Here is a 24,033-nt window from a genome sequence, read left to right on the forward strand (position 1 = left end):
AGTGAATAATAAAAGCGTGGGCGCCGCGTCGCAGCAAAATCTCTTGATCGCAGCACGGCAGATCTGACAACTGAAAGGGCAAGGCCGCAATGGCGCGGGCTTGCACGAAATTCTCTCCCGATGATCGGGAAACCACCGAGCACCGCAGCTCACCTTCGGCCTCTCCTCCTCCCGAGGCCGGATGTGTCTGCGGTGTTTTTTTGTTTCTGCCCCGTGCCCTGGCGCGGATGACCCAACACAAAAGGGACGAAGCACAATGAAGACATTCCTCACAGCTCTCGCCGCCTCGACCGCGCTGGTCAGCCCGGCCTTCGCCGAACTGGACCTCGAAAAAGACGAACTGACCTTTGGCTTCATCAAGCTGACCGACATGGCGCCGCTCGCTGTCGCCTATGAACAGGGGTACTTCCTCGACGAGGGCCTGTTCGTGACGCTCGAAGCGCAGGCCAACTGGAAGGTCCTGCTGGACGGCGTCATCGGCGGGCAACTGGACGGCGCGCACATGCTGGCCGGTCAGCCGCTGGCGGCGACCATCGGCTACGGCACCGAGGCGCACATCATCACCCCCTTCTCGATGGACCTGAACGGCAACGGCATCACCGTGTCGAACGCCGTCTGGGACGAGATGAAGCCCAACATCCCGACCAACGCCGACGGCCTGCCGCAGCACCCGATCTCGGCAGAGGCGCTGGCCCCCGTGGTCGAGAAGTACAAGTCCGAGGGCAAGCCTTTCAACATGGGCATGGTGTTCCCGGTCTCCACCCACAACTACGAACTGCGCTATTGGCTGGCCGCCGGCGGCCTGCACCCGGGTTTCTACTCGCCCGAGAACATCACCGGCCAGATCGGCGCCGACGTGCTGCTGTCCGTGACGCCCCCGCCGCAGATGCCCGCGACACTCGAGGCCGGCACCATCTACGGCTACAGCGTGGGTGAGCCGTGGAACCAGGCCGCCGTCTTCAAGGGCATCGGCGTGCCGGTCATCACCGACTACGAACTGTGGAAGAACAACCCCGAGAAGGTCTTCGGCATCACCGCCGAATTCGCCGAGGAAAACCCGAACACCACGCTCGCGGTAGTCAAGGCGCTGATCCGCGCCGCCATCTGGCTGGACGAGAACGACAACGCCAACCGCATGGAAGCGGTCGAGATGCTGTCGAAGCCGGAATACGTCGGCGCCGACGCCGAGGTGATCGCAAACTCCATGACCGGCACCTTCGAGTACGAGAAGGGCGACAAGCGCGAGGTCCCCGACTTCAACGTGTTCTTCCGCTACAACGCCACCTACCCCTTCTACTCGGACGCGGTCTGGTACCTGACCCAGATGCGCCGCTGGGGCCAGATCGCCGAGGCGAAGCCCGACAGCTGGTACGACGAGGTGGCGAAGTCGGTCTACAAGCCGGAGATCTACCTCGAAGCGGCGCGCCTGCTGGTCGACGAAGGTCTCGCCAACGAGGAAGACTTCCCCTGGGACACCGACGGTTACAAGGCGCCGACCCCGGCCGAGGATATCATCGACGGTATCACCTATGACGGCAAAGCGCCCAACGCCTACCTCGAAAGCCTGCCGATTGGGCTGAAGGGCGAGCAGACCGTCGTCGGGACCGAGGTCAAGGGTTGATCTGACGCCCCTGCGCCCGTGCGATGTACGGGCGCAGAACACCTCCCGCATTGGATGAGCAAAACCGTGGCTCCGCCGGTGCGCCCTCCCTGAATGCCGACTTTCTCCGGATACGCGGACACGGCCTTCCCGCCCTCTTCCGCAACCAACCCAAGCACCGCGCGGCCGATCTGTCTGCGCGCAACGAGGACCCGAAAACATGACGACCGTCGATCCGAATTTCACCGATGACGCCGCCCGGGAAGCCCGGCGCGCCCGTCTGTTCACCCGCATCAACAAAGCCGACAAGTGGTTCCAGGTGCTTGGCCTGTCTTGGGTCACACCCGTCCTAAAGGCCGCAGCCGGCGACAACCCGCAGGCGCAGATGAAAGAGATCTGGCGGCTGCTGATCGTGCCGATCCTCGCCATCGTCGCCTTCCTCGCGCTTTGGGCAATGCTGGCGCCGCAGGTGCAGACCTCTCTGGGTGCCGTGCCGGGCCCCGGCCAGGTCTGGGAAGAGGCCGTGAACCTGCACGAGGACGCCATCGCCAAGGCCGAGAAGCAGGCGAAGTTCGAGACGATGGTTGAGAAGCGCAACCAAAAGTTCATCGAGGCGGGCGAGCCCGAGAAGGTCAAGGACGTGGCCTACACCGGCGCGCCGTCCTACTACCAGCAGATCTGGACCTCCATCCAGACGGTGTTCTTCGGCTTCGTGCTCGCGACGCTGGTCGCCGTGCCGCTGGGCATCCTCGCCGGTCTGTCGCCCACGGCCAATGCCGCGATCAACCCGCTGGTGCAGATCTTCAAGCCGGTCTCGCCGCTGGCCTGGCTGCCCATCGTGACGATGATCGTCTCCGCCGCCGCCGCGACCGATGGCGGCCTGTTTGCCAAGTCCTTCATCATCTCCGCCGTGACCGTGACGCTCTGTTCGCTCTGGCCGACGCTGATCAACACGAGCCTCGGCGTGGCGTCGATCGACAAGGACTTGGTGAACGTCTCCAAGGTCCTGAAGATGAACACCTGGACCAAGATCACCAAGCTGGTCCTGCCCTCTGCCCTGCCGCTGATCTTCACCGGTCTGCGCCTGTCGCTCGGTGTGGGCTGGATGGTGCTGATCGCCGCCGAGATGCTGGCCCAGAACCCCGGCCTTGGAAAATTCGTCTGGGATGAGTTCCAGAACGGGTCCTCCTCCTCGCTCGCCAAGATCATGGTCGCGGTCTTCACCATCGGCATCATCGGCTTCCTGCTGGATCGCGTGATGTACGCCCTGCAGTCCCTCTTCACCTTCACGAACCAGCGGTGATCGACATGGGTATCCTAGAGTTCAAGAACGTCTCCAAGAGCTACGGCCAGGGCACCGCCGCAACGCATGTCCTGAACGGCATCGACCTGAAGGTGGAAGAAGGCGAATTTCTGGTCCTGCTGGGCTTCTCCGGCTCCGGCAAGACCACGCTGATCAACCTGATGGCCGGCCTGCAAAAGCCCACGAAGGGCGAGGTCACCTTCAAAGGCAAGCCGGTCGACGGTCCCGGCCCCGAGCGCGGCGTGATCTTCCAGAGCTATTCGCTGATGCCGTGGCTCACGGTGGAGGGCAACGTGCGGCTGGCGCTCGACAGCGTGTTTCCGTCGATGCCCAAGGCCGAGAAGGCGCAGAAGGCCGCGCATTACATCAAGATGGTGGGCCTGTCGCACGCCGTCAGCCGCCGCCCGGCGGAACTGTCAGGCGGGATGCGGCAGCGGGTGAACGTGGCGCGTGCGCTGGCGATGAACCCCGAAGTGCTGCTGCTGGACGAACCGCTCTCGGCTTTGGACGCCCTGACCCGCGCCAACCTCGCCGACGAGATCGAGGCGATCTGGCAGCAGGAAAAACAGACATGCGTCCTGATCACCAACGATGTGGACGAGGCGATCCTGCTGGCAGACCGGATCATCGCGCTAAACCCCGACGGCACCTTGGGTGAGGAGTTCAAGGTCGACATCCCGCGTCCGCGCGACCGGGGCGAGATGAACCACCACGACGGCTTCAAGGCGCTGCGCCTTGCCGTCACCAACTACCTGATGGACGTGGGCATCGAGGCGAAGACCGAAGGCACCCGGATCCTGCCGAACGTCACGCCGATCCACTCGGTCCCGGCGGCGGTCAAGGAAGCGGCGGCTTCGGGCATCGAGGAGCGTTACCTGGACTTCTCGCAGCTTCACAAGATCTACCCCACGCCCAAGGGCCCGCTGACCGTGGTCGAGGACTTCAACCTGAAGCTCAACAAGGGTGAGTTCGTCTCGCTCATCGGGCACTCGGGCTGCGGCAAGTCGACGGTGCTGACCATGGCGGCCGGTCTCAACTCCATCTCGAAGGGGGTCATCAAGCTGGACGGTTACGAGGTGCGCGGCGCCGATCCGGAACGCGCCGTGGTCTTCCAGTCGCCCAACCTCTTTCCCTGGCTGACCGCACGCGAGAACTGCGCCATCGGCGTCGACAAGGTCTATCCCAAGGCGTCGCAGGCCGAACGGCAGGACGTGGTGGAATACTACCTCGAACGCGTGGGGCTGGGCGACGCCATGGACCGCTCCACCGCCGACATGTCGAACGGCATGAAGCAGCGGGTCGGCATCGCGCGGGCCTTTGCCCTCTCGCCCAAGCTGCTGCTGCTGGATGAGCCCTTCGGGATGCTCGACAGTCTCACCCGCTGGGAACTTCAGGAAGTGCTGATGGAGGTCTGGGACCGCACGAAGGTCACCGCCGTCTGCGTCACGCACGACGTGGACGAGGCGATCCTCCTGGCCGACCGCGTGGTCATGATGACCAACGGGCCGCAGGCAACCATCGGCAAGATCGTCGATGTGGACCTGCCCCGGCCGCGCACCCGCAAGGCGCTGCTGGAGCACCCGGACTACTACCTCTACCGCGAGCAGGTGCTGAATTTCCTCGAGGAATACGAGCACGGCAAGCAGGGCAAGTCCGAAGCGAAATCCGAGGAAAAGCCGGAAAAGAACCGGGAGGCCGCCTGAAAGGGCCGCCCGCCCCGGGCCGGACGTGACGGCCCGGGGAGATCCTGAACCGACAGAACAGCACGGCCCCGAGCGGGCCGGAACCGGAAAGGAGCCGGTCACATGGATACCATCGTGGAAGCAGACGTCAAACCGTTCATACAGGTCACCGAGGTCTGGGTGCCGAAGGACGGCACCCTCGAACTGGCGGCGGGCAGCTACGGCGACCTCGCGGCCTTCGAGGAGGCCTCCAGCCGGACCAGCTTTGCCGAGGGCGAAGGCCTGCCCGGCAAGGCATGGGCCGAGAAACGCCCGGTCGTGCTGAAAGGCTTTGACGGGTCGTATTTCAAGCGCATCGAACCCGCGACCGAGGCAGGCCTGACCACCGCCGTGGCGATCCCGGTGTTCGCCGGGACAGAGCTGAAGGCCGTTCTGGTCGTGCTGTGCGGGGACGACGAGAACCGGACCGGCGCCATCGAGATCTGGGCAGAGCAGGACGGCCTGCTGATGCTCGACGACGGCTACTACGGCGCCGCCAAGCACTTCGAGTGGGTGTCGCAGCACACGCATTTCCCCAAGGGCCAGGGCCTGCCGGGCGGGGTGTGGTCGGCACAGGCGCCGATGCTGTTGCGCGACCTGGGGTCGGGCTACCGCTTCATCCGTGCAGACAGCGCCGGCAAGGCGGGCCTGACCACGGGCCTCGGACTGCCGATCTCGGTTCCCGGCGGTGTGACCTACGTGCTGACCCTGCTGTCCGCCCGCGGCACGCCCATCGCCCACCGATTCGAGATGTGGGACGCCCGCGCCGAACGTGTGGGGGCCGAACCCTCCGCGGTTCTGGCGGACGGCATCTGCGCCCGGGAAGGCGCGCTCTGGACCGGCGAGGCCGAGCCCGAGAAGCGGGTCAAGGCGTGGCACGGCCTGATCGGGCGTGCACTGGGGACCGGCGTGCCGGTCGTCGAAAGCGGCACCCCCGCCCTGACTGCGGGCTATGACACCATGGTTGCCCTGCCGATCCACAAGGACGGCAAGGTCAGCCACGTCGTCGCCTGGTACGTGTAAGAGAGGTAAGCGAGATGACACGGAAACTGGTCGTCATCGGGGCCGGCATGGCCTCGGGCCGGGCGCTGGAGCACCTGCTGGACGCAGCCCCCGGCGCATTCGAGATCACGCTGTTCAACGCCGAACCGCGTGGCAACTACAACCGCATCATGCTGTCGCCCGTTCTGTCGGGCGAGAAGAGCTTCGAGGAAATCGTCACCCATGACGACGACTGGTACGCCACCAACAAGGTGCGCTGCCGGTTCGGCGAGAAGGTCCTGAAGGTGGACCGCGCCCGCAAGGTCGTCGTCGGCGAGAAGGGCGAAGTGCCCTATGACACGCTGATCTTCGGCACCGGGTCCTCGCCGTTCATCATCCCCTTGCCCGGGCACGACCTGCCCGGCGTGGTCGCCTACCGCGATCTCGAAGACACCAACGCAATGATCGAGGCTTCCGCCAGACCCGGCGCAAAGGCCGTGGTCATCGGTGGCGGTCTGCTGGGGCTTGAAGCGGCGGCGGGCCTGCGCCTGCGCGGGATGGAGGTGACAGTCCTGCACATCGCCTCCCACCTGATGGAACGTCAGCTCGACGCCTCTGCCGGCTACCTGCTGAAAAAGGACCTGGAAAAGCGTGGCATCAACGTGATCCTCGAAGCCTCCACGCAAGAGATCGAGGGCGACGGCAAGGTGGAGCGGGTGAACCTCGCCGATGGCACCGTGCTGGAGGCCGATATCGTCGTCATGGCGGTGGGCATCCGCCCGGCGGTGACGCTGGCCAAGGACTCCGGCCTCGACTGCGGACGGGCGATCAAGGTCGACGCGCAGATGCGCACCTCCGACCCGGACGTCTACGCCGTGGGCGAATGCGTGGAGTTCGAAGGCAACCTCTTCGGCCTCGTCGCCCCACTTTACGACCAGGCGAAGGTGCTGGCCGCAACGCTGACCGGCAACGACGCCACCTTCGCCATGAAGGAGCTGTCCACCAAGCTCAAGGTGACCGGCTGCGACCTCTTCAGCGCGGGCGACTTCGCCGAGGGCGAGGGCCGCGAAGACATCGTCTACCGCGACCCGGCCCGGGGCATCTACAAGCGTCTGGTGATCGAGGCCGACCGCCTGATCGGCGCGGTGATGTACGGCGACACGGGCGACGCAAACTGGTTCTTCGGCCTGATCAAGGACGGCACCGACGTGTCGGACATGCGCGACACGTTGATCTTCGGCCCGGCCTACCAGGGAGGCGGCTCCTCGGACCCTCTCTCAGCCGTTGCAGCCTTGCCGCTTGATGCGGAAATCTGTGGCTGCAACGGCGTTTGCAAGGGCACCATCGTCGACGCCATCGAAGGCGGCGCAACCGATCTGGGCGCCCTGCGCGCGGTGACGAAGGCGTCGGCCTCCTGCGGGACATGCACCGGACTGGTGGAACAACTGCTGGAAGTCTCGCTGGGCGACGCCTTCGAGAAGCCCGCTGCGCAGCCGATCTGCACCTGCTGCGACCTCAGCCACGAGGACGTGCGGCGGCTTATCAAGAGCCAGGAACTGAAATCGCAGGAAGCGGTCTGGCAGGAGCTGGGCTGGAAGACGGTCAACGGCTGCCACGTGTGCCGTCCGGCGGTGAACTTCTACCTGCTGGCGGACTGGCCGCTGGACTACCGCGACGATCCGCAGTCGCGCTTCGTCAACGAGCGCAACCACGCCAACATCCAGAAGGACGGCACCTATTCCGTCATGCCGCGGATGTGGGGCGGGATGACCACGCCGGAAGAACTGATCGCCATCGCCGAGGCCGCCAAGAAATACGACGCGGTGGTCAAGGTCACGGGCGGCCAGCGGATCGACTTGCTGGGCGTCAAGAAGGAGGACCTGCCCGCGATCTGGGCCGATCTGAACGGCGCCGGCATGGTCTCGGGTCACGCCTACACGAAGGGCCTCAGGACGGTGAAGACCTGCGTCGGCTCGGACTGGTGCCGGTTCGGCACGCAGGATTCCACCGGGCTGGGCATCAAGCTGGAAAAGCGGCTCTGGGGGTCGTGGACGCCGCACAAGGTCAAGCTGGGTGTCTCCGGCTGCCCGCGCAACTGCGCGGAGGCGACCTGCAAGGACGTGGGCATCATCTGCGTGGACAGCGGCTACCAGGTCGGCGTCGCGGGTGCGGCCGGCATGGACGTGAAAGAGACCGAACGCCTGGTCGACGTGACCTCCGAAGAGGCGGCGATCGAGTGGACCGTGGCCTTCGTCCAGCTTTACCGGGAAAACGCCAAGTACCTCGACCGGCCCTACAAGTGGGTCGCGAAGGTCGGGCTGGACTGGGTGAAGGAGGTTCTCTCTGACGCGGCGGAGCGCAAGGCGCTGGTCGAGCGCTTCGATCTATCCCAGTCGGTCTACCAGACCGATCCCTGGGCGGAACGCGCGGACCCGGAGGCGGCCCGGACCTTCCAGCCGCTGGCGGACCTGTCGCTGAAGGCGGCGGAATGACGGGCGCGCTCCGGCCTGCTGGCCGGGGCGCCGGACAGGGATGACCCGGCATGGCCGGGCGTGATGTGCCCGAGGGCACGCAGATCGAAAGGGGTCTGAACATGAGCTGGATCGATATCGGAGCGCTCGCGGACGTGCCGGTGCGCGGCGCGCGGCTGGTCAGGACATCGGAGGGCTGCATCGCGGTCTTCCGCACCGACGAAACGACCGTCTTCGCGACGGCGGATGCCTGCCCGCACAAGGGCGGCCCGCTGTCGGAGGGCATCGTGCACGGCCAGAAAGTGACCTGCCCGCTGCACAACCGGGTCTTCGACCTGAACACAGGTGCGGCACAGGGCGCCGACAGCGAGCAGGTGGCAACCTACCCGCTGCGCGTCGAGGACGGCCGCATCCTGATGGACACCACCGCCCTCGCCCGGAGGACTGCCGCATGACGGCTGCCGCGCCTTTCCCGGAGGCCGAAGGCGTTGCCGCGGGTCAGGTGCGGTCCACCTGTCCCTATTGCGGTGTGGGCTGCGGCGTCCTGCTGTCGCCGGACGGCGCGGGCGGCGTCACGGTCAAGGGCGACCCGGACCACCCCGCCAACCTGGGGCGCCTGTGCTCAAAGGGATCGGCACTGGGCGAGACCGTGGGCCTCGGCCACCGGCTGATGAGGCCCCGGGTGAACGGTGCCGATGCCGGATGGGACGAGGCGCTGCAACTCGTCGCCGACAGGTTCCGCGAGACGGTTGAGACGCACGGCCCCGACAGCGTGGCTTTCTATGTCTCCGGCCAGTTGCTGTCCGAGGACTATTACGTCGCCAACAAGCTGATGAAAGGGTTCATCGGCTCGGCGAATATCGACACGAATTCAAGGCTCTGCATGGCGTCGACCGTGGCCGGGCACAAGCGCGCCTTCGGCACCGACACGGTCCCTCAGACCTACGAAGATATCGAGGAGGCCGACCTCGTCGTGCTGGTCGGCTCCAACCTCGCGTGGTGTCACCCGGTGCTTTACCAGCGTCTGATCGCGGCGCGGAAGGCCAAGGGCACCCGGCTGATCGTCATCGACCCGCGCCGCACGGCAAGCTGCGACGGCGCCGACCTGCACCTAAAGCTCGTCCCGGGCAGCGACGTGGCGCTGTTCAACCACCTCTTCGCCGCGCTCTACGAAAACGGGATGCTGGACGCGGCCTACCTGCCCAACACGTCGGGCTTCAACGCCACCCTTGCCTCTGCCGCGTCGGACGACGTGTCAGTGACCGGGCTGGACCCACGTGACATCGACCGCTTCTGCCGCATGTGGATGGGGACCGAGAAGGTCGTCACCATCTTCAGCCAGGGCGTGAACCAGTCGTCGTCGGGCACCGACAAGGTCAACGCCATCCTCAACTGCCACCTGGCCACCGGGCGGATCGGCAAACCGGGCTGCGGTCCCCTGTCGGTGACGGGCCAGCCCAACGCCATGGGCGGCCGCGAGGTCGGCGGGCTTGCCAACATGCTGGCCTGCCATCTCGACCTGGAAAACTGCGACCACCGCGCCGCCGTTCGCGATTTCTGGGAGGCGCCGCAAGCGCCCGACACGCCCGGCCTGAAGGCCGTCGACATGTTCCGCGCCGTGGGCGACGGACGGATCAAGGCACTGTGGATCATCCATACCAACCCCGCCGTCTCCATGCCGGACGCCGACCGGGTCCGCGACGCCATCCGCGATTGCCCCTTCACCGTGGTCAGCGACATCACCGCCGAGACGGATACCGCGCGGCTCGCCGACGTGATCCTGCCCGCCACCGGCTGGGCAGAGAAGGACGGCACCGTCACCAATTCCGATCGCACGATCTCTCGTCAGCGGGCGGTTCTGCCTGCCCCGGGCGAGGCGCGCCCGGACTGGGCCATCCTTGCGGAGGTCGGGCAGCGGATGGGCTGGCATGCCGCGTTCGACTATGACAGCCCGCTCGAGATCTTCCGCGAATACGCCACGCTCTCCGGGATCGCGGGCAGGTTCGGCAAGGACTTCGACATCTCCGGCCTGTCCCAGATGGACGCAGAGGGCTATGACCAGATGACCCCGGTGCGCTGGCCGGTCACTGCCAGCCGCGAGGGCGGACGCTTCTTTGCAGATGGCCGGTTCTTCCACGCCGATGGCCGCGCGCGGCTGGTGCCCGTCACATGGCGCGCCCCCGCCGCACGCACCGAACCGCGCTATCCCTTCCGGCTGAACACCGGGCGCGTGCGGGACCAGTGGCACACCATGACGCGCACGGCGCTCTCGCCCCGCCTCGCCGCCCACCTTGCGGAGCCGTTCCTTGAAATCCATCCCGACGACGCGGGAGACCTTGGTCTCGGCGCCGCCGATCTGGTGGAGGTCCAGAGCCCGCACGGCCGGGCCATTCTGCGCGCCCGGATCACCGACGCGGTCCTTCCCGGCCAGGTCTTCGCCCCGATGCACTGGACCGGTGAAACGGCGCCGGCAGCACGCATCGACGCGGTGGTCGCCCCGGTCGTGGACCCGGTCTCCGGCCAGCCGGAAAGCAAGGCATCGGTGGTGAAGGTCACGCGGATGAAGGCCGCCTGGTATGCTTTCGCCGTCTCCACCCGGCCCTTCAGCCCCACATCGGCCTACTGGGCGCGGTCCGTCACGCGGGCCGGGCACCGGGCGGAACTGGCAGGCCACACCGCGCCCGACGACTGGGAGGCCGAGGCGCGCCGCCTCTTCGGTCTACCCGATGCCGAGGTCGCCGTCATGGCCGATCCGGGCCGCGGCACCGCGCGGCTGGCCTTCCGCGAAGGCGGCCGGCTGGTGGCGGCGATCTTCGTCTCGCCGGAGCCGGTCGCCGTGATGCGCGACTACGTGGCCACGTTGCCCGAGGTGCCCGACCTGAGCCTGCTCAGCGGGCGCGCCCCGGCGGACCGACCCGACCCCGGGCCGATCCTTTGTTCCTGCTTCGACGTGGGCGTGAACACGATCCTGCGCGGGATCGAGGAACAGGGCCTGATGAGCGTCGACGCCATCGGCGCGGCCTTGCAGGCGGGCACGAACTGTGGCTCCTGTCGTCCGGAACTGGCCGCCCTCCTGGCGGCCGCAAGGTCGAAGGAAGCTGCCGAGTGAGCTTGTCCGAACACGTCAGGACATTGGGGCGCGGCCCCGGACGGTCCCGGTCCCTGACCGAGGACGAGGCGTTCGACGCCATGTCCCTGATGCTGCAGGGCGCGGAACCGCAGGCCGTGGGCGCCTGCCTGATGCTGATGCGGATGAAGGGCGAGACGGCGGAGGAGATCGCAGGCTTTGCCCGCGCCGCGCAGGAGGCGCTGCCGCCCCTGCCCCAAACCGATCTCGACTGGCCGTCCTACGCCGCGGGCCGGACACGGGGGCTGCCGTGGTTCCTGCTGTCGGCGAAACTTCTGGCCGCCTCGGACCGCCGGGTGATGCTGCATGGCTGGAACGGCGCCGACGGCGCGGTGCGCGACGGGCTGGGGACGCTCGGGATCGCCGTGGCCCGCACACCGCAGGAGGCCGCCGCTGCACTGGATGCCAACGGCATCGTCTACCTGCCGCTCGAGGATCTGCACCCTGCCCTTTTCGCGCTGCTCGACCTGCGCCGCGTGTTCGGGTTGCGGTCCTGCGTGAACACGGTCTGCCGGATGCTCAACCCGGGCCGGGCCGGTGCCAGCGTTCAGGGTGTCTTCCATCCGCCCTATCGCCTGCTCCAGCAGGACGCGGCGGCCCTCATGGGCTGCCGGCAGATGACGGTGATCAAGGGCGGTGGCGGAGAATTCGAGCGTCACCCCGGCAAGGTCATCGAAGGCTTCGGCCTGCGCGATGGCCACCGCTGGGAGGAAGACCTACCCGCGCTGGTCGACGACAGCCGCCGCCTCGCGGATCTGGACCTTCCAGCAAGCGCACTTCTGGATCTTTGGGACAACGACGAGGGGCCCGATTTCGCGCGGCAGATGGTGCTGGGCACCGCCGCGCTGGCGCTCCGGACACTGGGTGTCGATGACGCGGTCGATGCGCTCTGGTCCGACCGCCACACCCGCCCCGCTACGCCCCGCGGGACGGCTTAAGCCACACGCAATTAAGGCAGGGACGACCTAACCTTAGGCGGTAGGCAAAGCGTTCTGGCGTGGAAATGCTACTCGGGCTTGCCGTGGCACCGTGGAGCATAGATGAACGAGACAAAGACCGACGATGGCCAGAACCCGGCGCGCAATCTCGGCCAGGTGGACGACTAATTCTACCTGATCGGCGTGGGCGCGTCCGCCGGTGGCCTCGACGCCATCAAGCAGGTGATTTCGCAGGTCCCGGAAAACTTTCCGCACAGCTTCGTCATTGTCCAGCACATATCGCCGGACTACAAGTCGCTCATGACCGAGATACTCGGGCGCACAACGGTGCTGCCCGTGCGCAAGATCACCGACAACCTGCCGGTCGAACGCGGCTGCATCTACCTGATCCCGCCAAGGTCCAACATCGTCATCCAGGGCACTCGGGGTGACAGCAGCCCCCGGCTCGACGACGGGATCGAGGAATCGCAGGGCAACAAGGGCCTGCGATTCTCGCTGGTCGAACCGTCGCCCCGCCCGGCGCTGAACCTGCCCATCGACATTTTCTTTACCTCGCTGGCAGAGGCGGTGCGCGGGCGCGGCATCGCCATCGTGCTGTCGGGCACGGGGTCCGACGGCAGCCGGGGGATCCGCGCGGTCAAGGACAACGACGGCTTCGTCCTCGTGCAGGAACCGAAGACCGCCGGGTTCGACGGCATGTCCCGCACCGCAATCGCCACCGGGCTGGTCGACATGGTGCTGTCGCCCGACGACATGATCGAGGAGATGTCGCGCTACATCGAGATGCGCGACAAGGGGATCATCAAAGTCGGAGAGATGTTCTCGAAGGACACGGCGACCTACCACAAGATTGTCAAGCTGGTCAGCGATCAGGCCGAGATCGACTTCTCCCGCTACAAGGAGCCGACCCTGAAACGCCGCATTGCCCGGCGGTTGGCGCTGAAGGGACACGAAAGCCCGGAGGCCTACCTGGCAGAACTCAGGGACGACACCGCCAAGGTGAATGTCCTGTCGCGGGAATTCCTTGTCGGGGTCACCAACTTCTTCCGCGACCTGCCGGTCTGGCACGCCTGCCGGGAGAAGATCCTCGAAGACCTGTTCGCCAGCGGCAACACTGAGCAGCCGCTTCGGATCTGGTCCGTCGGGTGTTCGACCGGCGAAGAGGCCTATTCCGCCGCGATGATGCTGGAAGACTACCGGACGACCAACGGCATCGCGCGCGATTTCCGGGTCTACGCCACGGACGTGAACGAAGCGGCCATCGCCGCGGCGAAACAGGGCGTCTACTCCGAACAGATCCGCGAGGAGATACCCGACGACCTCGTGCAGAAGGGCTACGTCGAATTCCAGTCCGGCGTGTTCCGCATCGTGCCCTCCATCCGCAACCGCGTCGTCTTTGCGGTGCACAAAGTGGTCGAGGACCCGCCCTACACCCAGACCGACCTCATCATCTGCCGCAACCTGCTGATCTACCTCAGCCCGGACGTGCAGGCGAAGGTCAGCCGCGCGCTGCTGACGGAGATGTTCGAAACCCTGCTGCGCATTGCCTTGGACGCAGGCGCGACGTCAAAGCCGGCGAAGATCCGGCTGTCCGAGGCGAAGGCCCCCGATGGCGGCGGGGCCGTTGCGATCCAGATGCGCTGCCCCGCCCACGATGTCATGCCCGAAAGCGTCGGGGCATCCGGACGGGCCAGCGGCGCCTCTGCCAGAACCTCCGCCACCGACTTCGGGCTGGAGTTCTGCAAGCGCGTGGCTGCCTGCACGGCGGGGTGCTGTCGGTCAGCTACCCGGGCCCGGCGGATATGGTTGTGACGGTTTCGCTGAACGCGGATCAGGCTTTCTGAACCGCGGTGGGCAGGACGCGCGACAGCATTAAGGAGGTGTTTTGAGAGATGTCCAATGCATTCGGATCCGTGCGCCTCTTGGTCGTGGATGACTTTCCCGAGGATCGCGAACTGATCGCCGATCTCGCCCGGACCATCGGCATCGAAACCGTGCTGGAGGCGGACGGGTCAGAGGGCGCACTCGAGGAGATCCGCAAGGCCGCGGTCGACTGCGTGATGGTCGATCACCGGCTGGACGGCGAGGACGGCCTCGACCTCGTGGACGAGATCCACAAGCACTGGCCCACCCTGCCGATCATCGTTCTGTCTGGACAGGGCAACAAAAAGGTCGCGGCGGCGGCGCTCAGGAGCGGTGCTCTGCGCCACATGCCAAAGCGCGGCATGGATGCGGGTGCCCTGAAATCCGCCGTCGACAACGCGATGCGGTGGGCACGACACTTCAAAGCGCACCCGTCGTCCTGACACCTCGGGTCAGGCAGGATGCGGCGCGCACACCGGACAGGGACTTGGGACAGGGCGGGAACATGACGACAGGCCGGACCGACGCGGGCGAAGATGCCCCTGCCGCCAGCGCCGTCGATCCGGGGAAGAACGCGCCGTTCTTCCTGATCGCCGTTGGCGCCTCGGATAGGCAGACCGACACCCTCATCCGCCTGCTCGACTCCGCGCCCGTCGGTTTCGGCCACAGCTTCGTCATCGCGACGAGTGATGACGGACCCGACGCGGCCAAGCTGCCGGATACGCTGGGCGCTAACTGCAAGCTGCCTGTCCTGCCGATCGAGACCGGGATGATAGTGGAAAGCGGTCGCGTCTTCGTCTGTCCGCGCGGTAAAGCGGTGCGCGTCGTGACGGACACCGCCCGTGCGGGCGGCCGCCCGGATTTCCGGTTCGAGCTTCGGGACGGTCAGGAGACGACAGACCCGAACAGTCCGCTCGATACCCTTCTCAGCAGCGTCGCCACCACCTTTGGCGAATTCGCCGTGGGCATCCTGCTGTCCGGTATAGGCACTGACGGCGGCCTCGGCCTGCGCGAGATCAAGCGCGGCGATGGCTTCGTCATGCTGGAGGAAGACAGCGGCACAACAGAATTCACCCCGAAGACGTCGATGCTGAGCGGCCTCATCGACCGGATCGGCCGGCTTGAGAAGATGGTCCACGCACTGGCGCAGGTCATCGCCCTCCGCGGCACCTTCGTCGACGAGGCCAGCGTCCTGCTGCACCCTTACCGCGAGTCGTTCGAGACGCTCCTGCAGTTCGCGACGGGCACCTCGCAGATCGACTTCAAGCGGTTCAAGCGGCCCGCCCTCCATCGGCGCATCCTGCGACGCATGGCGCTGTGCAAGTGCGAGACCCTGCCCGAGTACATCACCTACATCTCTCGCAGCTGGGAAGAGGTCGCCATTCTCCAGAACGAGTTCCTTGTGGCGTCACCAGTTTCTTTCGCGATCCCGACGCATGGGAGGCGCTGGAGGAGGTCGTCCTGCCGCAGCTTTTCCGCGACGGTGCCAGCGCCGGGCGCCAGGTGAAGACCTGGTGCGCGGCCTGTTCGACCGGTGAGGAGGCCTACAGCCTCGCCCTTGCCTGTCACGACTTCCGGATGCGCCACGGCCTGGAACGCGATTTCCGCATCTATGCGACCGACCTCAAGGCCGCCTCGCCGGAAGAGGCCAAGCGCGGCATCTATCCGAACGCGGCGCTGTCCGAGATCCCGCCGCGCTACAGGCGCCCCGAACTCCTGATCGCCAAGGGCAGCACCTTCGAGATCGACCCGCTCCTGCGGCGGCAGGTGGTGTTCTCGCGCCATGACATGGTCAAGGATCAGCCCTTCCCGCAATGTGACCTGATCGTCTGCCGCAACGCGCTGATCTACTACAACCAGGAGACCCAGAAACTGCTGCTCGACCGGTTCTCCGGCGCCCTTCGTCCCGGCGGCGTGCTGTTCCTCGGTGCGCCCGAAGTGAGCACGGCTCATGGTTCTGCCTTCCGACCCATGCGCGGGACCAGCCGTTTCCTTGAGAACACGCGCGAGGAACGGGTGGACGAAACCGAAAGTGCAGCCCTGTTGCCCCACTCGGTGCGGGAAAAGCCGATGCAGGGGCCGCGGCTGTCCCTGACGCGTCAGGACGGTGTCGCGTCGCTGGTCATGGTCGAGATGCCTGACATCCTGCGCCACCTCGGTGCGGCGGTGTTTGTCCTGAACGAAGAGGGCGAGATCCAGCGGACCTTCGGCGATTACGAGCGGTTCATCGAGATGCCCCGCTCCCGCACGTTCACGTCGAACCTGCTCGACCTGCTGCCCGATCCGCTTTCGGTCAACGTGGCGCTTCTGATGCGCAAGGCCGCGGCGGCGGGAAAGGCCAGGATGCCGGCCATGGACCCGGGCGGACACCCGCCCTCGCGGCAGGTCGAAGGCTTGTGCCATATCACCAGTTCTTCCGACGATCAGACAACCTACATCCTCACGCTCAACGTCCTCCCCGATCCCGCACATTCGCTCTCCGGCCTGGACGCGGATGCTTCTACGGGCGGTCACGACACCATGGACGATGTGCTCCTGAAGGCAGAGATCGCGTCGCTGCACGACAAGCTGGCCGAGACGGTCCAGGATCTTCAGGACATCTACGCCGAACGGCAGGTGATGAAGGCCCGGCTGCTGGTGGCCGAGACCGAGCTGGCCGAGCGCCACGAGGAGATCGGCAACCTGACGGAAGAGTTGCAGGTCGCGCGGTCCGGGTCGGACGGACCCGCCAACTATGCCGGCTTCCTGTTCGGAGAGGTCGCCGACGTGCTGACGCAGCTTGACCTCGGCATGGCCCTCGTGGATCGCCAGTTGCGCCTGTCGCAATTCAACGGCGCCTTTGCGGAACTGCTGTCCCTGGACGAAAAGGATATCGGGCGGCAGATGGACGAGGTGATCCTCCATGTTCCGCAGGCGGACCGGCTGGCCTTCAACGCTGCGCTGCTGCAATCCGCGCTTCACGACAAACCCGCCGCTTTCGTTTTCGAGGGGCGGGACGGTGTGCGGTACAGGATGAATGGGCGGCCCCTGTCGGACCGGACCACGATGGGCGACGGCGTCGTCCTGCTGGTGGGCCCGATCCTTTCCTAGGGTCTAACGCGAGCCCCGATCAGCCAAGCACCGGAAGCTCTGCGCAGCCGGTCCAGAACGTGCGAAAACTGCCGACCATATCCACGTATTCGTCGAAATTGCGCGGCTTGCGGATGTAGGCGTTCGCCCCGGCGGTGTAGCTTTCGATCGCGTCGCTCTGGTTCGAGGAACTCGACAGGATGACCACGGGGATACGGCGCAGACGGGAATCGTGGCGCATGGTCTTCAGCAGGTCGAAGCCGGACAATCCGGGCAGGCGAAGATCGAGTATGATGAGCACCCTGTCCTCGCGCGAGATTTCGGCCCTGTCGCGTAAACGGTCCAGAGCATGCTCCGCCTCGGGACCGGTGGTGCAGCGTTCGATGTCCAGCCCGGGGGCGCCGTCTTCCTCGAAGGCGAACTTCAGCGCCTCGAAGTCGTCGTCGTTGTCCTCGATCACGATCACATTCGGTGTTTGTTTCATGATCTCCCCGCGTTCGTCCCGGCAGACGCGACGGTGCCATCGGCCTGCACCTTGTCCGACAGGGGCAGAGTGAAGGTGAACGTCGTGCCCCGGCCGACCGTGCTGTCAAAGTCTATCTCGCCGCCGTATCCTTCCACATTGCGCTTGACGAAGGTCAGCCCAACACCCGACCCGGGGCCATGGTCCCTGCCCGTCTTGATCCGTCTGAAGGCGGTCCAGATGGCTTTACGGTCATCCTCTGCCACGCCGATGCCATTGTCCGCGACGTAGAAACGGCCGTGGCTGTCGCCGGACACCGGGCCGAGAAAACCTACGCGCACTTCGGGTCGGTCGGAATCGTTGTACTTCAACCCGTTCGCGATGAGGTTCATGAACAGGCTGCGGAGACGGCCGAAATCCACGCTTACCGGCGGCAGCCCGTTATCAAGCACGATGGCGCCCTGCCGGTTCGTGTCTGCCGAAATGAGGTCGTGCTCGATCTGCTTCACCACGGCGGCGGGATCGTTGACCACGTCATGCTGATCTGAGGACCGGCCAAGCCGCGCAAACTCCAGAAGCGAATCCATCAGCATCTGCTCGCGTTCGCACATCTCGACAATGCGCAGCACCCGCGCCCGCGCCGTTTCCGGCAGCTCTTCCTTGCGCAGCAGGAAGCCGGCATTGATCGCGATGCCCCGCAACGGCTCCCGAAGGTCGTGGGACGCGATGTCGGCGAAGTTGTCCAACTCGACGTTCGACCGCTTCAGATCTGCGATCAGGCGGTCGCGCTCCGCGTTGAACTCCGCCTCCCGCCGGTGCTGCTCGGTCACGTCGCGGCGCAGGATCACCTGGCGGCCATCGTCCAGCCGGTACAAGGCCCGGCGGATAACAGAGCCATCCGTGAAAGTCACATCGCGGATGTCGGGTTCGCCGGCGGCAATCGCATCGGGCGGCGTCACCACATCCTCATGCGTGATGAAGGGCGTGATGCGCCGGGTGATGTCATCCAGCATGTCGCCGGTCGATACGGTCTGACCGAAATGCCTGAACAGCTCCTCGAAGGCCGAATTGAAGAAGACGAATCGACCGGCGGGATCGACGATCCCGAGGTGCAATCCGATCGTGTCGAACATCCTGCTGAGCCTTTGCTGCTCGGCGCGTTCACGTGATCGGTACAACTGCGCAATTGCAAAGCTGGCGATCACGAAGATTGCGGCAGACATCAGCAGCTGGAGACGAAGCCTGAGGAAGGCGGACCTCTGCTCCTTGAACTCGCGATCGATCTGTTCGCTGAACGCAAAGACGTCCCGTGCGGCGGCATCGTCCGGCACGCGCAGGTGGGCATCCAGTTCCCGTTCAGTCAGCCCCCCCCCGACAGCGCGCGGGCGCGTTCCAGCATGGCGGTGTATGTGTCGAGCGTCGCGTGCAGCTCTCTCAGGCTGGCATCCAGCCCGTTGTCGGCGATCAGGGTCTCCAGCTCTTCCAACGCCGCCAACGCACGCACCATATCTTCCTGCGCGGCCGTGAAATAACGGGTTTCCTGTGGACGCAGCACGTAATTCTTGAAGTTATGGATAAAGCCGACTTAGCCGATCGCGCGTTCGAGCCGCAGCGTGGCGCTGACAACATCGCGGGCTCTCGACTCGATCATCGAGGCCTCCCGCCCGGCCCACAGGATGACGCTCAGCAAGGCGGTCAGTGCGATGACGGGCAGCAGATAGGTCTGGCGTCAGGATTTCACTTGTCTTGCTCCCTTGACCGCGCGGCCCCAGCCTACCAGCGTCGCCATACGTTGCCAGCAGCTTCCCGGTGTATGATTCCGAGCTGACCATGCGGTGTGCGGTTTCCGGCCTGAACCACAAGATATACGCAGGAAGCTTGCGGATTCATTAACATTTCATTAATGTTGGACGGTATGACTATCGCTCGCGGGGGTGAGATGCGCGGTCTGACGTTTGAAATCGAACGCGCCCGGAAGACAGGTTCCGAGGAGTTTCCCGTTTCACTCGCAATCTACCTGGAAACCGATGGCACGATCCGTTGGGTTGGCCCGGATGTACGGGACCATCTCGGCATGGATTCGGCCGCCGATCCTGCCGGAGAATCTTTCCTGTCCTGGTGGGCGGAACCGGATGCGCGTGGCGTGGCCGACGCGCTCAACAGGGTGCGCAGGGACGGCAAGGCCACATTCGAGGCCATGATGAACCCCGACATCGTGTCCGGACGTACCTGGAGCGTTCAGCTTGGCGCCATGCATGCCGACAGCGGCACCGCGAGCATTCTGGCCGTGCTGGTGGACATCACCCGGAAAGTCGAACGCATTGCCGAACTGGAAGACGAACTGAAGCGTGCGCAGGCCACCAACGCGCAGCTTGTCCGCCGGCTTGAAACCAAGCGCGAACGCATCCGCGTCCTCGAAAAGCGCAACAGCCAGAGCGACAAGCTGCAGACCATGGGAGCCTTTGTCGCCTCGGTGGTACACGATATGAACAACGTCCTTTCGGTGATGAAGTCGGCGCAGCGCATTGTCACACGCAAGCTGAAGGACAGCGTGGAAGCCGACCTCTTCACCGAAGTGGACGCCTCCATCGATCGCGGCCAGTCGCTCCTGCGGCAGTTGCTCGATTTTTCCCGCACCGACGATCTGCATGCCGAGTTGTCGGACCCGGCGGCGATGCTGGACCGCGACAAGGGTCTGATCCAGCAACTGATCGGCCGCTCTGCCCTGCGCATGGACCTGCCGGAAGAGCGCTGGCAGATCTTCTGCGAACCGGGCCGCTTTGCTGCGGTGATCTTCAACATCGTCTCGAACGCGCATGACGCCATCACGGAAAGCGGACGGCCCGGCACGGTGACCGTAGCGCTGCGGAACGTCCCTCGTGCGGAATGCCCCGAGGGTGTCTTTGCCCGCGATTACGTCTGCCTGTCGATCATCGACACTGGCGCCGGCATGTCGCCCGAGGTCCTTAACCGAATGGGTGAACCGTTCTTCACCACCAAACCGAAGGGCAAGGGCACCGGCATCGGCATCCGGTCCGCGTATGACCTTGCGCGCCGCTGCGGCGGCAAGCTGGAGATCGACAGCACGCCCGGCGCGGGCACGGAAATCCGCATCTACATGGCCCGCGCCGAACTGCGGGGCGAAGTCATCGGCCCCGAGGGCGGCATCGAGGACCGGACGCTGCATGGCGATGCCCGCGTGCTGATCCTGGCCAACCCGGAGAACCTCGGGCCCGGTCTGCAGAACCTGCTGAACGGCCTTGGCTACGAAACTGCCTTGGCCAGCGACATCGTCGAGGCACGGGAACTGGTGAGCGACGAGCTGATTTACGACCTGCTCGTCGTCGATCTCGTTCACGTGGCGGATGTGGCGCCTTCGGTGCTGGAAACGCTCTGCGAGTATATTCCCGGTGCGAAATGCATCCGGATTTCCTCGGCCGCGTCGACGCCGGAAACACCGGTACATCTGAACAAGCCGATCTCCGAACACGGCCTGGCGACCACGATGCTAGACCAGCTTGACCGGCTGCCAGGGGCATCCCTGACCGAGCATTCACTGCGCCAATCGCAGCGGATACGCGAACGCCTGCCCTCCCCCGAGTTCCGCAAGGTTTTCGACATCTGGCATGAAAAGGCACGGCTCGGGCGCTATCTTCCCGACGGGTCGCTAGTAAACGACCTGCAGATTCAGATGCCCCAGAATGCCTGCCTCATATCCTGCGACCTCAATCCCGAGACCGGCAAACATCAATTCCGTTTCGTGTGGGCGGGCTCGGCCCTTGAGGCGCAGCTTGGCAGTGACGACGCCACCGGTGCCGTCATGACGGATGCGCATGAGCGGCTGATCGGCCCCATGGCCCAGATCTATCGGCGCTGCCAGCGCGGCACCGCGCACTACGCCAGCGCCCGCGTCCTGAACTTGTCGGATCAGCCGGTCAATGTCGAGCGCCTGCTCCTGCCTCTGGCCGAAGGTGGTGAACGTGTCACGCATCTGTTCGGTCTGCTGCATTTCCACGAAACCGCAGACTGAGACACCGGACGTGTGTTAACCGGCGGGCAGCATTTCTGCCTTTTCGGGAACCGACTTGCGGGCAAAAACGACAAAAGCCGCCTTGCGGCGGCTTTTACGTTACTGATCATCGAATATAGATTTGTTGGTTTTTGCTAGGTTTGGCGGTGACCTACTCTCCCACGTCTTGAGACGCAGTACCATTGGCGCGGTGGCACTTAACGGCCGGGTTCGGAATGGATCCGGGTGTTTTGCTCACGCTATGACCACCAAACCGAGTAAAAACCAACCACGATGTTTGTTTAACATCGTGACAATCAACCCGCATTTTGCGGCGTTTGTCCAAGTTACACTTTGGAAGTGTATGCTTGTTGTCCGTAACTTTGGGTAATGAACCTTGCTGTTACTGGATCAAATCAAGCCTATCGGGCCATTAGTACCGGTCAACTGAATGCATTGCTGCACTTACATCTCCGGCCTATCGACGTGGTGGTCTTCCACGGCCCTCAGGGATACCTTGTTTTGAGGGGGGCTTCCCGCTTAGATGCCTTCAGCGGTTATCCTTTCCGATCATAGCTACCCAGCACTGCCGTTGGCACGACAACTGGTCCACCAGTGGATCGTTCACCCCGGTCCTCTCGTACTAGGGGCAACTCCTCTCAAGTATCCTACACCCACGGCAGATAGGGACCGAACTGTCTCACGACGTTCTAAACCCAGCTCACGTACCTCTTTAAATGGCGAACAGCCATACCCTTGGGACCTGCTCCAGCCCCAGGATGAGATGAGCCGACATCGAGGTGCCAAACACTGCCGTCGATATGGACTCTTGGGCAGTATCAGCCTGTTATCCCCGGCGTACCTTTTATCCGTTGAGCGATGGCCCTCCCACTTGGGACCACCGGATCACTATGGCCGACTTTCGTCTCTGCTCGACTTGTCAGTCTTGCAGTCAGGCTGGCTTCTGCCATTGCACTCAACGAGCGATTTCCGACCGCTCTGAGCCAACCTTCGCGCGCCTCCGTTACGCTTTAGGAGGCGACCGCCCCAGTCAAACTACCCACCACGCAGGGTCCCGGACCCGGATAACGGGTCGCGGTTAGACATCAAGCAGAACAAGGGTGGTATCTCAAGGATGACTCCACCAGGACTGGCGTCCTGGTTTCAAAGTCTACCACCTATCCTGCACATGTTGTGCCTGATGCCAGTGCGAAGCTGTAGTGAAGGTGCACGGGGTCTTTCCGTCTAACCGCGGGAAGCCTGCATCTTGACAGGCAATTCAATTTCGCTGAGTCGATGTTGGAGACAGCGGGGAAGTCGTTACGCCATTCGTGCAGGTCGGAACTTACCCGACAAGGAATTTCGCTACCTTAGGACCGTTATAGTTACGGCCGCCGTTTACCTGGGCTTCAATTCAGAGCTTGCACCCCTCCTTTTAACCTTCAGGCACCGGGCAGGCGTCAGACCCTATACGTCGTCTTGCGACTTCGCAGAGCCCTGTGTTTTTAATAAACAGTCGCCACCCCCTGGTTTGTGCCCCCGGCACTCATGTACCGGGCCTCCTTCTCGCGAACTTACGGAGGTATTTTGCCGAGTTCCTTCAACATCGTTCTCTCAAGCGCCTTGGTATTCTCTACCAGTCCACCTGTGTCGGTTTAGGGTACGGTCTCATGAAGGGCTATTTCCAGGAACTGTCTTGGATACGCCCCAATCCGATAAGGGACGTACGCCGCCACAATCCGTCACATCCTTCTGGCCCAGGAATATTAACCTGGTTCCCATCGACTACGCCTTTCGGCCTCGCCTTAGGGGCCGGCTTACCCTGCTCAGATTAGCTTTAAGCAGGAACCCTTGGACTTTCGGCGAGAGTGTCTCTCACACTCTTTGTCGCTACTCATGTCATCATTCTCGCTAGTGATCTCTCCACCGGATCGCTCACGCGCCGGCTTCACAGAAAGCACTTTATCTTGTGCTACCGCCTATCGGCCACCTGGACACGAATGCCCGTGCAACCTCGAGTGCGGTAGTAAAGATAAGTGCTATATCACACTACGCTCCGCTACCATGCTCTCGCATCCTCAGCTTCGGCTCGTGGCTTGAGCCCCGTTACATCTTCGCCGCAGGACAACTTGATTAGACCAGTGAGCTGTTACGCTATCTTTAAAGGATGGCTGCTTCTAAGCCAACCTCCTGGTTGTTTTGGTCGTCCCACCTGCTTTCCCACTTAGCCACGAATTGGGGGCCTTAGCTGGAGGTCAGGGTTGTTTCCCTCTTCACTACGGACGTTAGCATCCGCAGTGTGTCTGCCATCTAGTACTCCCGGGTATTCGGAGTTTGGTTAGGATCAGTAAGCCTGTGGGGCCCCATTACCCATCCAGTGCTCTACCCCCCGGGGTATTCGGATGACGCTCTACCTAAATAGATTTCGCGGAGAACCAGCTATCTCCGAGTTTGATTGGCCTTTCACCCCTAGGCACAACTCATCCCG

The 24,033-nt window shown here is 64.3% G+C and carries 16 protein-coding genes and 2 rRNA genes (1 of these 18 running past the window's edge); 13 read left to right on the forward strand and 5 right to left on the reverse strand.

The genetic code is table 11. The annotated features are described in order from the left end of the window. Positions 1–256 precede the first annotated feature (256 nt). The 12 genes from QNI11_RS13990 to QNI11_RS14045 all read left to right on the forward strand — a co-directional run bounded on the left by QNI11_RS13990 (position 257) and on the right by QNI11_RS14045 (position 17,094). Entirely contained in the window at positions 257–1,621 is a 1,365-nt protein-coding gene (locus QNI11_RS13990; protein ID WP_100929988.1) for a CmpA/NrtA family ABC transporter substrate-binding protein, read from the forward strand. Between the two features lie 199 nt (positions 1,622–1,820). Beyond that, a complete protein-coding gene (locus tag QNI11_RS13995; RefSeq protein WP_100929987.1) occupies positions 1,821–2,903 on the forward strand; it encodes an ABC transporter permease in 1,083 nt (360 codons plus the stop codon). A gap of 5 nt (positions 2,904–2,908) precedes the next feature. Beyond that, positions 2,909–4,606, forward strand: a complete 1,698-nt coding sequence (locus tag QNI11_RS14000; protein ID WP_100931019.1) for an ABC transporter ATP-binding protein — start codon at positions 2,909–2,911, stop codon at positions 4,604–4,606. A 102-nt stretch (positions 4,607–4,708) separates the two neighbouring features. Beyond that, positions 4,709–5,647: a GAF domain-containing protein gene (locus QNI11_RS14005; RefSeq protein WP_283980593.1), complete on the forward strand. Its 939-nt coding sequence runs from the start codon at positions 4,709–4,711 to the stop codon at positions 5,645–5,647. 14 nt (positions 5,648–5,661) lie between these two features. After that, complete coding sequence (gene nirB, locus QNI11_RS14010) at positions 5,662–8,097, forward strand: nitrite reductase large subunit NirB (protein WP_283980594.1); 2,436 nt, start codon at positions 5,662–5,664, stop codon at positions 8,095–8,097. A gap of 101 nt (positions 8,098–8,198) precedes the next feature. Then, positions 8,199–8,531, forward strand: coding sequence for a nitrite reductase small subunit NirD (nirD, locus tag QNI11_RS14015; RefSeq protein WP_283983511.1), 333 nt, complete (start codon positions 8,199–8,201; stop codon positions 8,529–8,531). Beyond that, positions 8,528–11,185 (forward strand): nitrate reductase, encoded by a 2,658-nt coding sequence (locus QNI11_RS14020; RefSeq protein WP_283980595.1) that lies wholly within the window; start codon positions 8,528–8,530, stop codon positions 11,183–11,185. Before nirD ends, QNI11_RS14020 begins: the two co-directional genes overlap by 4 nt. Then, entirely contained in the window at positions 11,182–12,141 is a 960-nt protein-coding gene (locus tag QNI11_RS14025) for a glycosyl transferase family protein (RefSeq protein WP_283980596.1), read from the forward strand. Before QNI11_RS14020 ends, QNI11_RS14025 begins: the two co-directional genes overlap by 4 nt. A 183-nt stretch (positions 12,142–12,324) precedes the next feature. Then, entirely contained in the window at positions 12,325–13,953 is a 1,629-nt protein-coding gene (locus QNI11_RS14030; RefSeq protein ID WP_283980597.1) for a chemotaxis protein CheB, read from the forward strand. Between the two features lie 80 nt (positions 13,954–14,033). Further along, positions 14,034–14,447 (forward strand): response regulator, encoded by a 414-nt coding sequence (locus QNI11_RS14035; protein ID WP_283980598.1) that lies wholly within the window; start codon positions 14,034–14,036, stop codon positions 14,445–14,447. 62 nt (positions 14,448–14,509) lie between these two features. Continuing rightward, positions 14,510–15,511: a chemotaxis protein CheB gene (locus tag QNI11_RS14040; protein ID WP_283980599.1), complete on the forward strand. Its 1,002-nt coding sequence runs from the start codon at positions 14,510–14,512 to the stop codon at positions 15,509–15,511. Continuing rightward, positions 15,466–17,094 carry a CheR family methyltransferase gene (locus QNI11_RS14045; protein ID WP_283983512.1) on the forward strand — a complete coding sequence of 543 codons (1,629 nt, stop codon included), beginning with the start codon at positions 15,466–15,468 and terminating at the stop codon, positions 17,092–17,094. Before QNI11_RS14040 ends, QNI11_RS14045 begins: the two co-directional genes overlap by 46 nt. Before the next feature lie 19 nt (positions 17,095–17,113). On the opposite strand, the gene QNI11_RS14050 is transcribed toward QNI11_RS14045, so the two are convergent. The 3 genes from QNI11_RS14050 to QNI11_RS14060 are packed head-to-tail and all read right to left on the reverse strand — an operon-like array spanning position 17,114 to position 19,043. Then, positions 17,114–17,557, reverse strand: a complete 444-nt coding sequence (locus QNI11_RS14050; protein WP_283980600.1) for a response regulator — start codon at positions 17,555–17,557, stop codon at positions 17,114–17,116. After that, positions 17,554–18,867, reverse strand: a complete 1,314-nt coding sequence (locus QNI11_RS14055) for an ATP-binding protein (RefSeq protein ID WP_283980601.1) — start codon at positions 18,865–18,867, stop codon at positions 17,554–17,556. Before QNI11_RS14055 ends, QNI11_RS14050 begins: the two co-directional genes overlap by 4 nt. Before the next feature lie 29 nt (positions 18,868–18,896). Beyond that, entirely contained in the window at positions 18,897–19,043 is a 147-nt protein-coding gene (locus tag QNI11_RS14060; protein ID WP_283980602.1) for a hypothetical protein, read from the reverse strand. 432 nt (positions 19,044–19,475) lie between these two features. Between QNI11_RS14060 and QNI11_RS14065 the strand changes: the two genes are divergently transcribed. After that, a complete protein-coding gene (locus QNI11_RS14065) occupies positions 19,476–21,566 on the forward strand; it encodes an ATP-binding protein (protein WP_283980603.1) in 2,091 nt (696 codons plus the stop codon). A 138-nt stretch (positions 21,567–21,704) separates the two neighbouring features. On the opposite strand, the gene rrf is transcribed toward QNI11_RS14065, so the two are convergent. Next, positions 21,705–21,819, reverse strand: a 5S ribosomal RNA gene (gene rrf / locus QNI11_RS14070). 138 nt (positions 21,820–21,957) lie between these two features. Then, positions 21,958–24,033 (reverse strand): 23S ribosomal RNA (locus QNI11_RS14075); it runs 1,371 nt beyond the window's last position.

The organism is Sagittula sp. MA-2, assembly GCF_030126985.1.
Lineage (GTDB): Bacteria > Pseudomonadota > Alphaproteobacteria > Rhodobacterales > Rhodobacteraceae > Sagittula.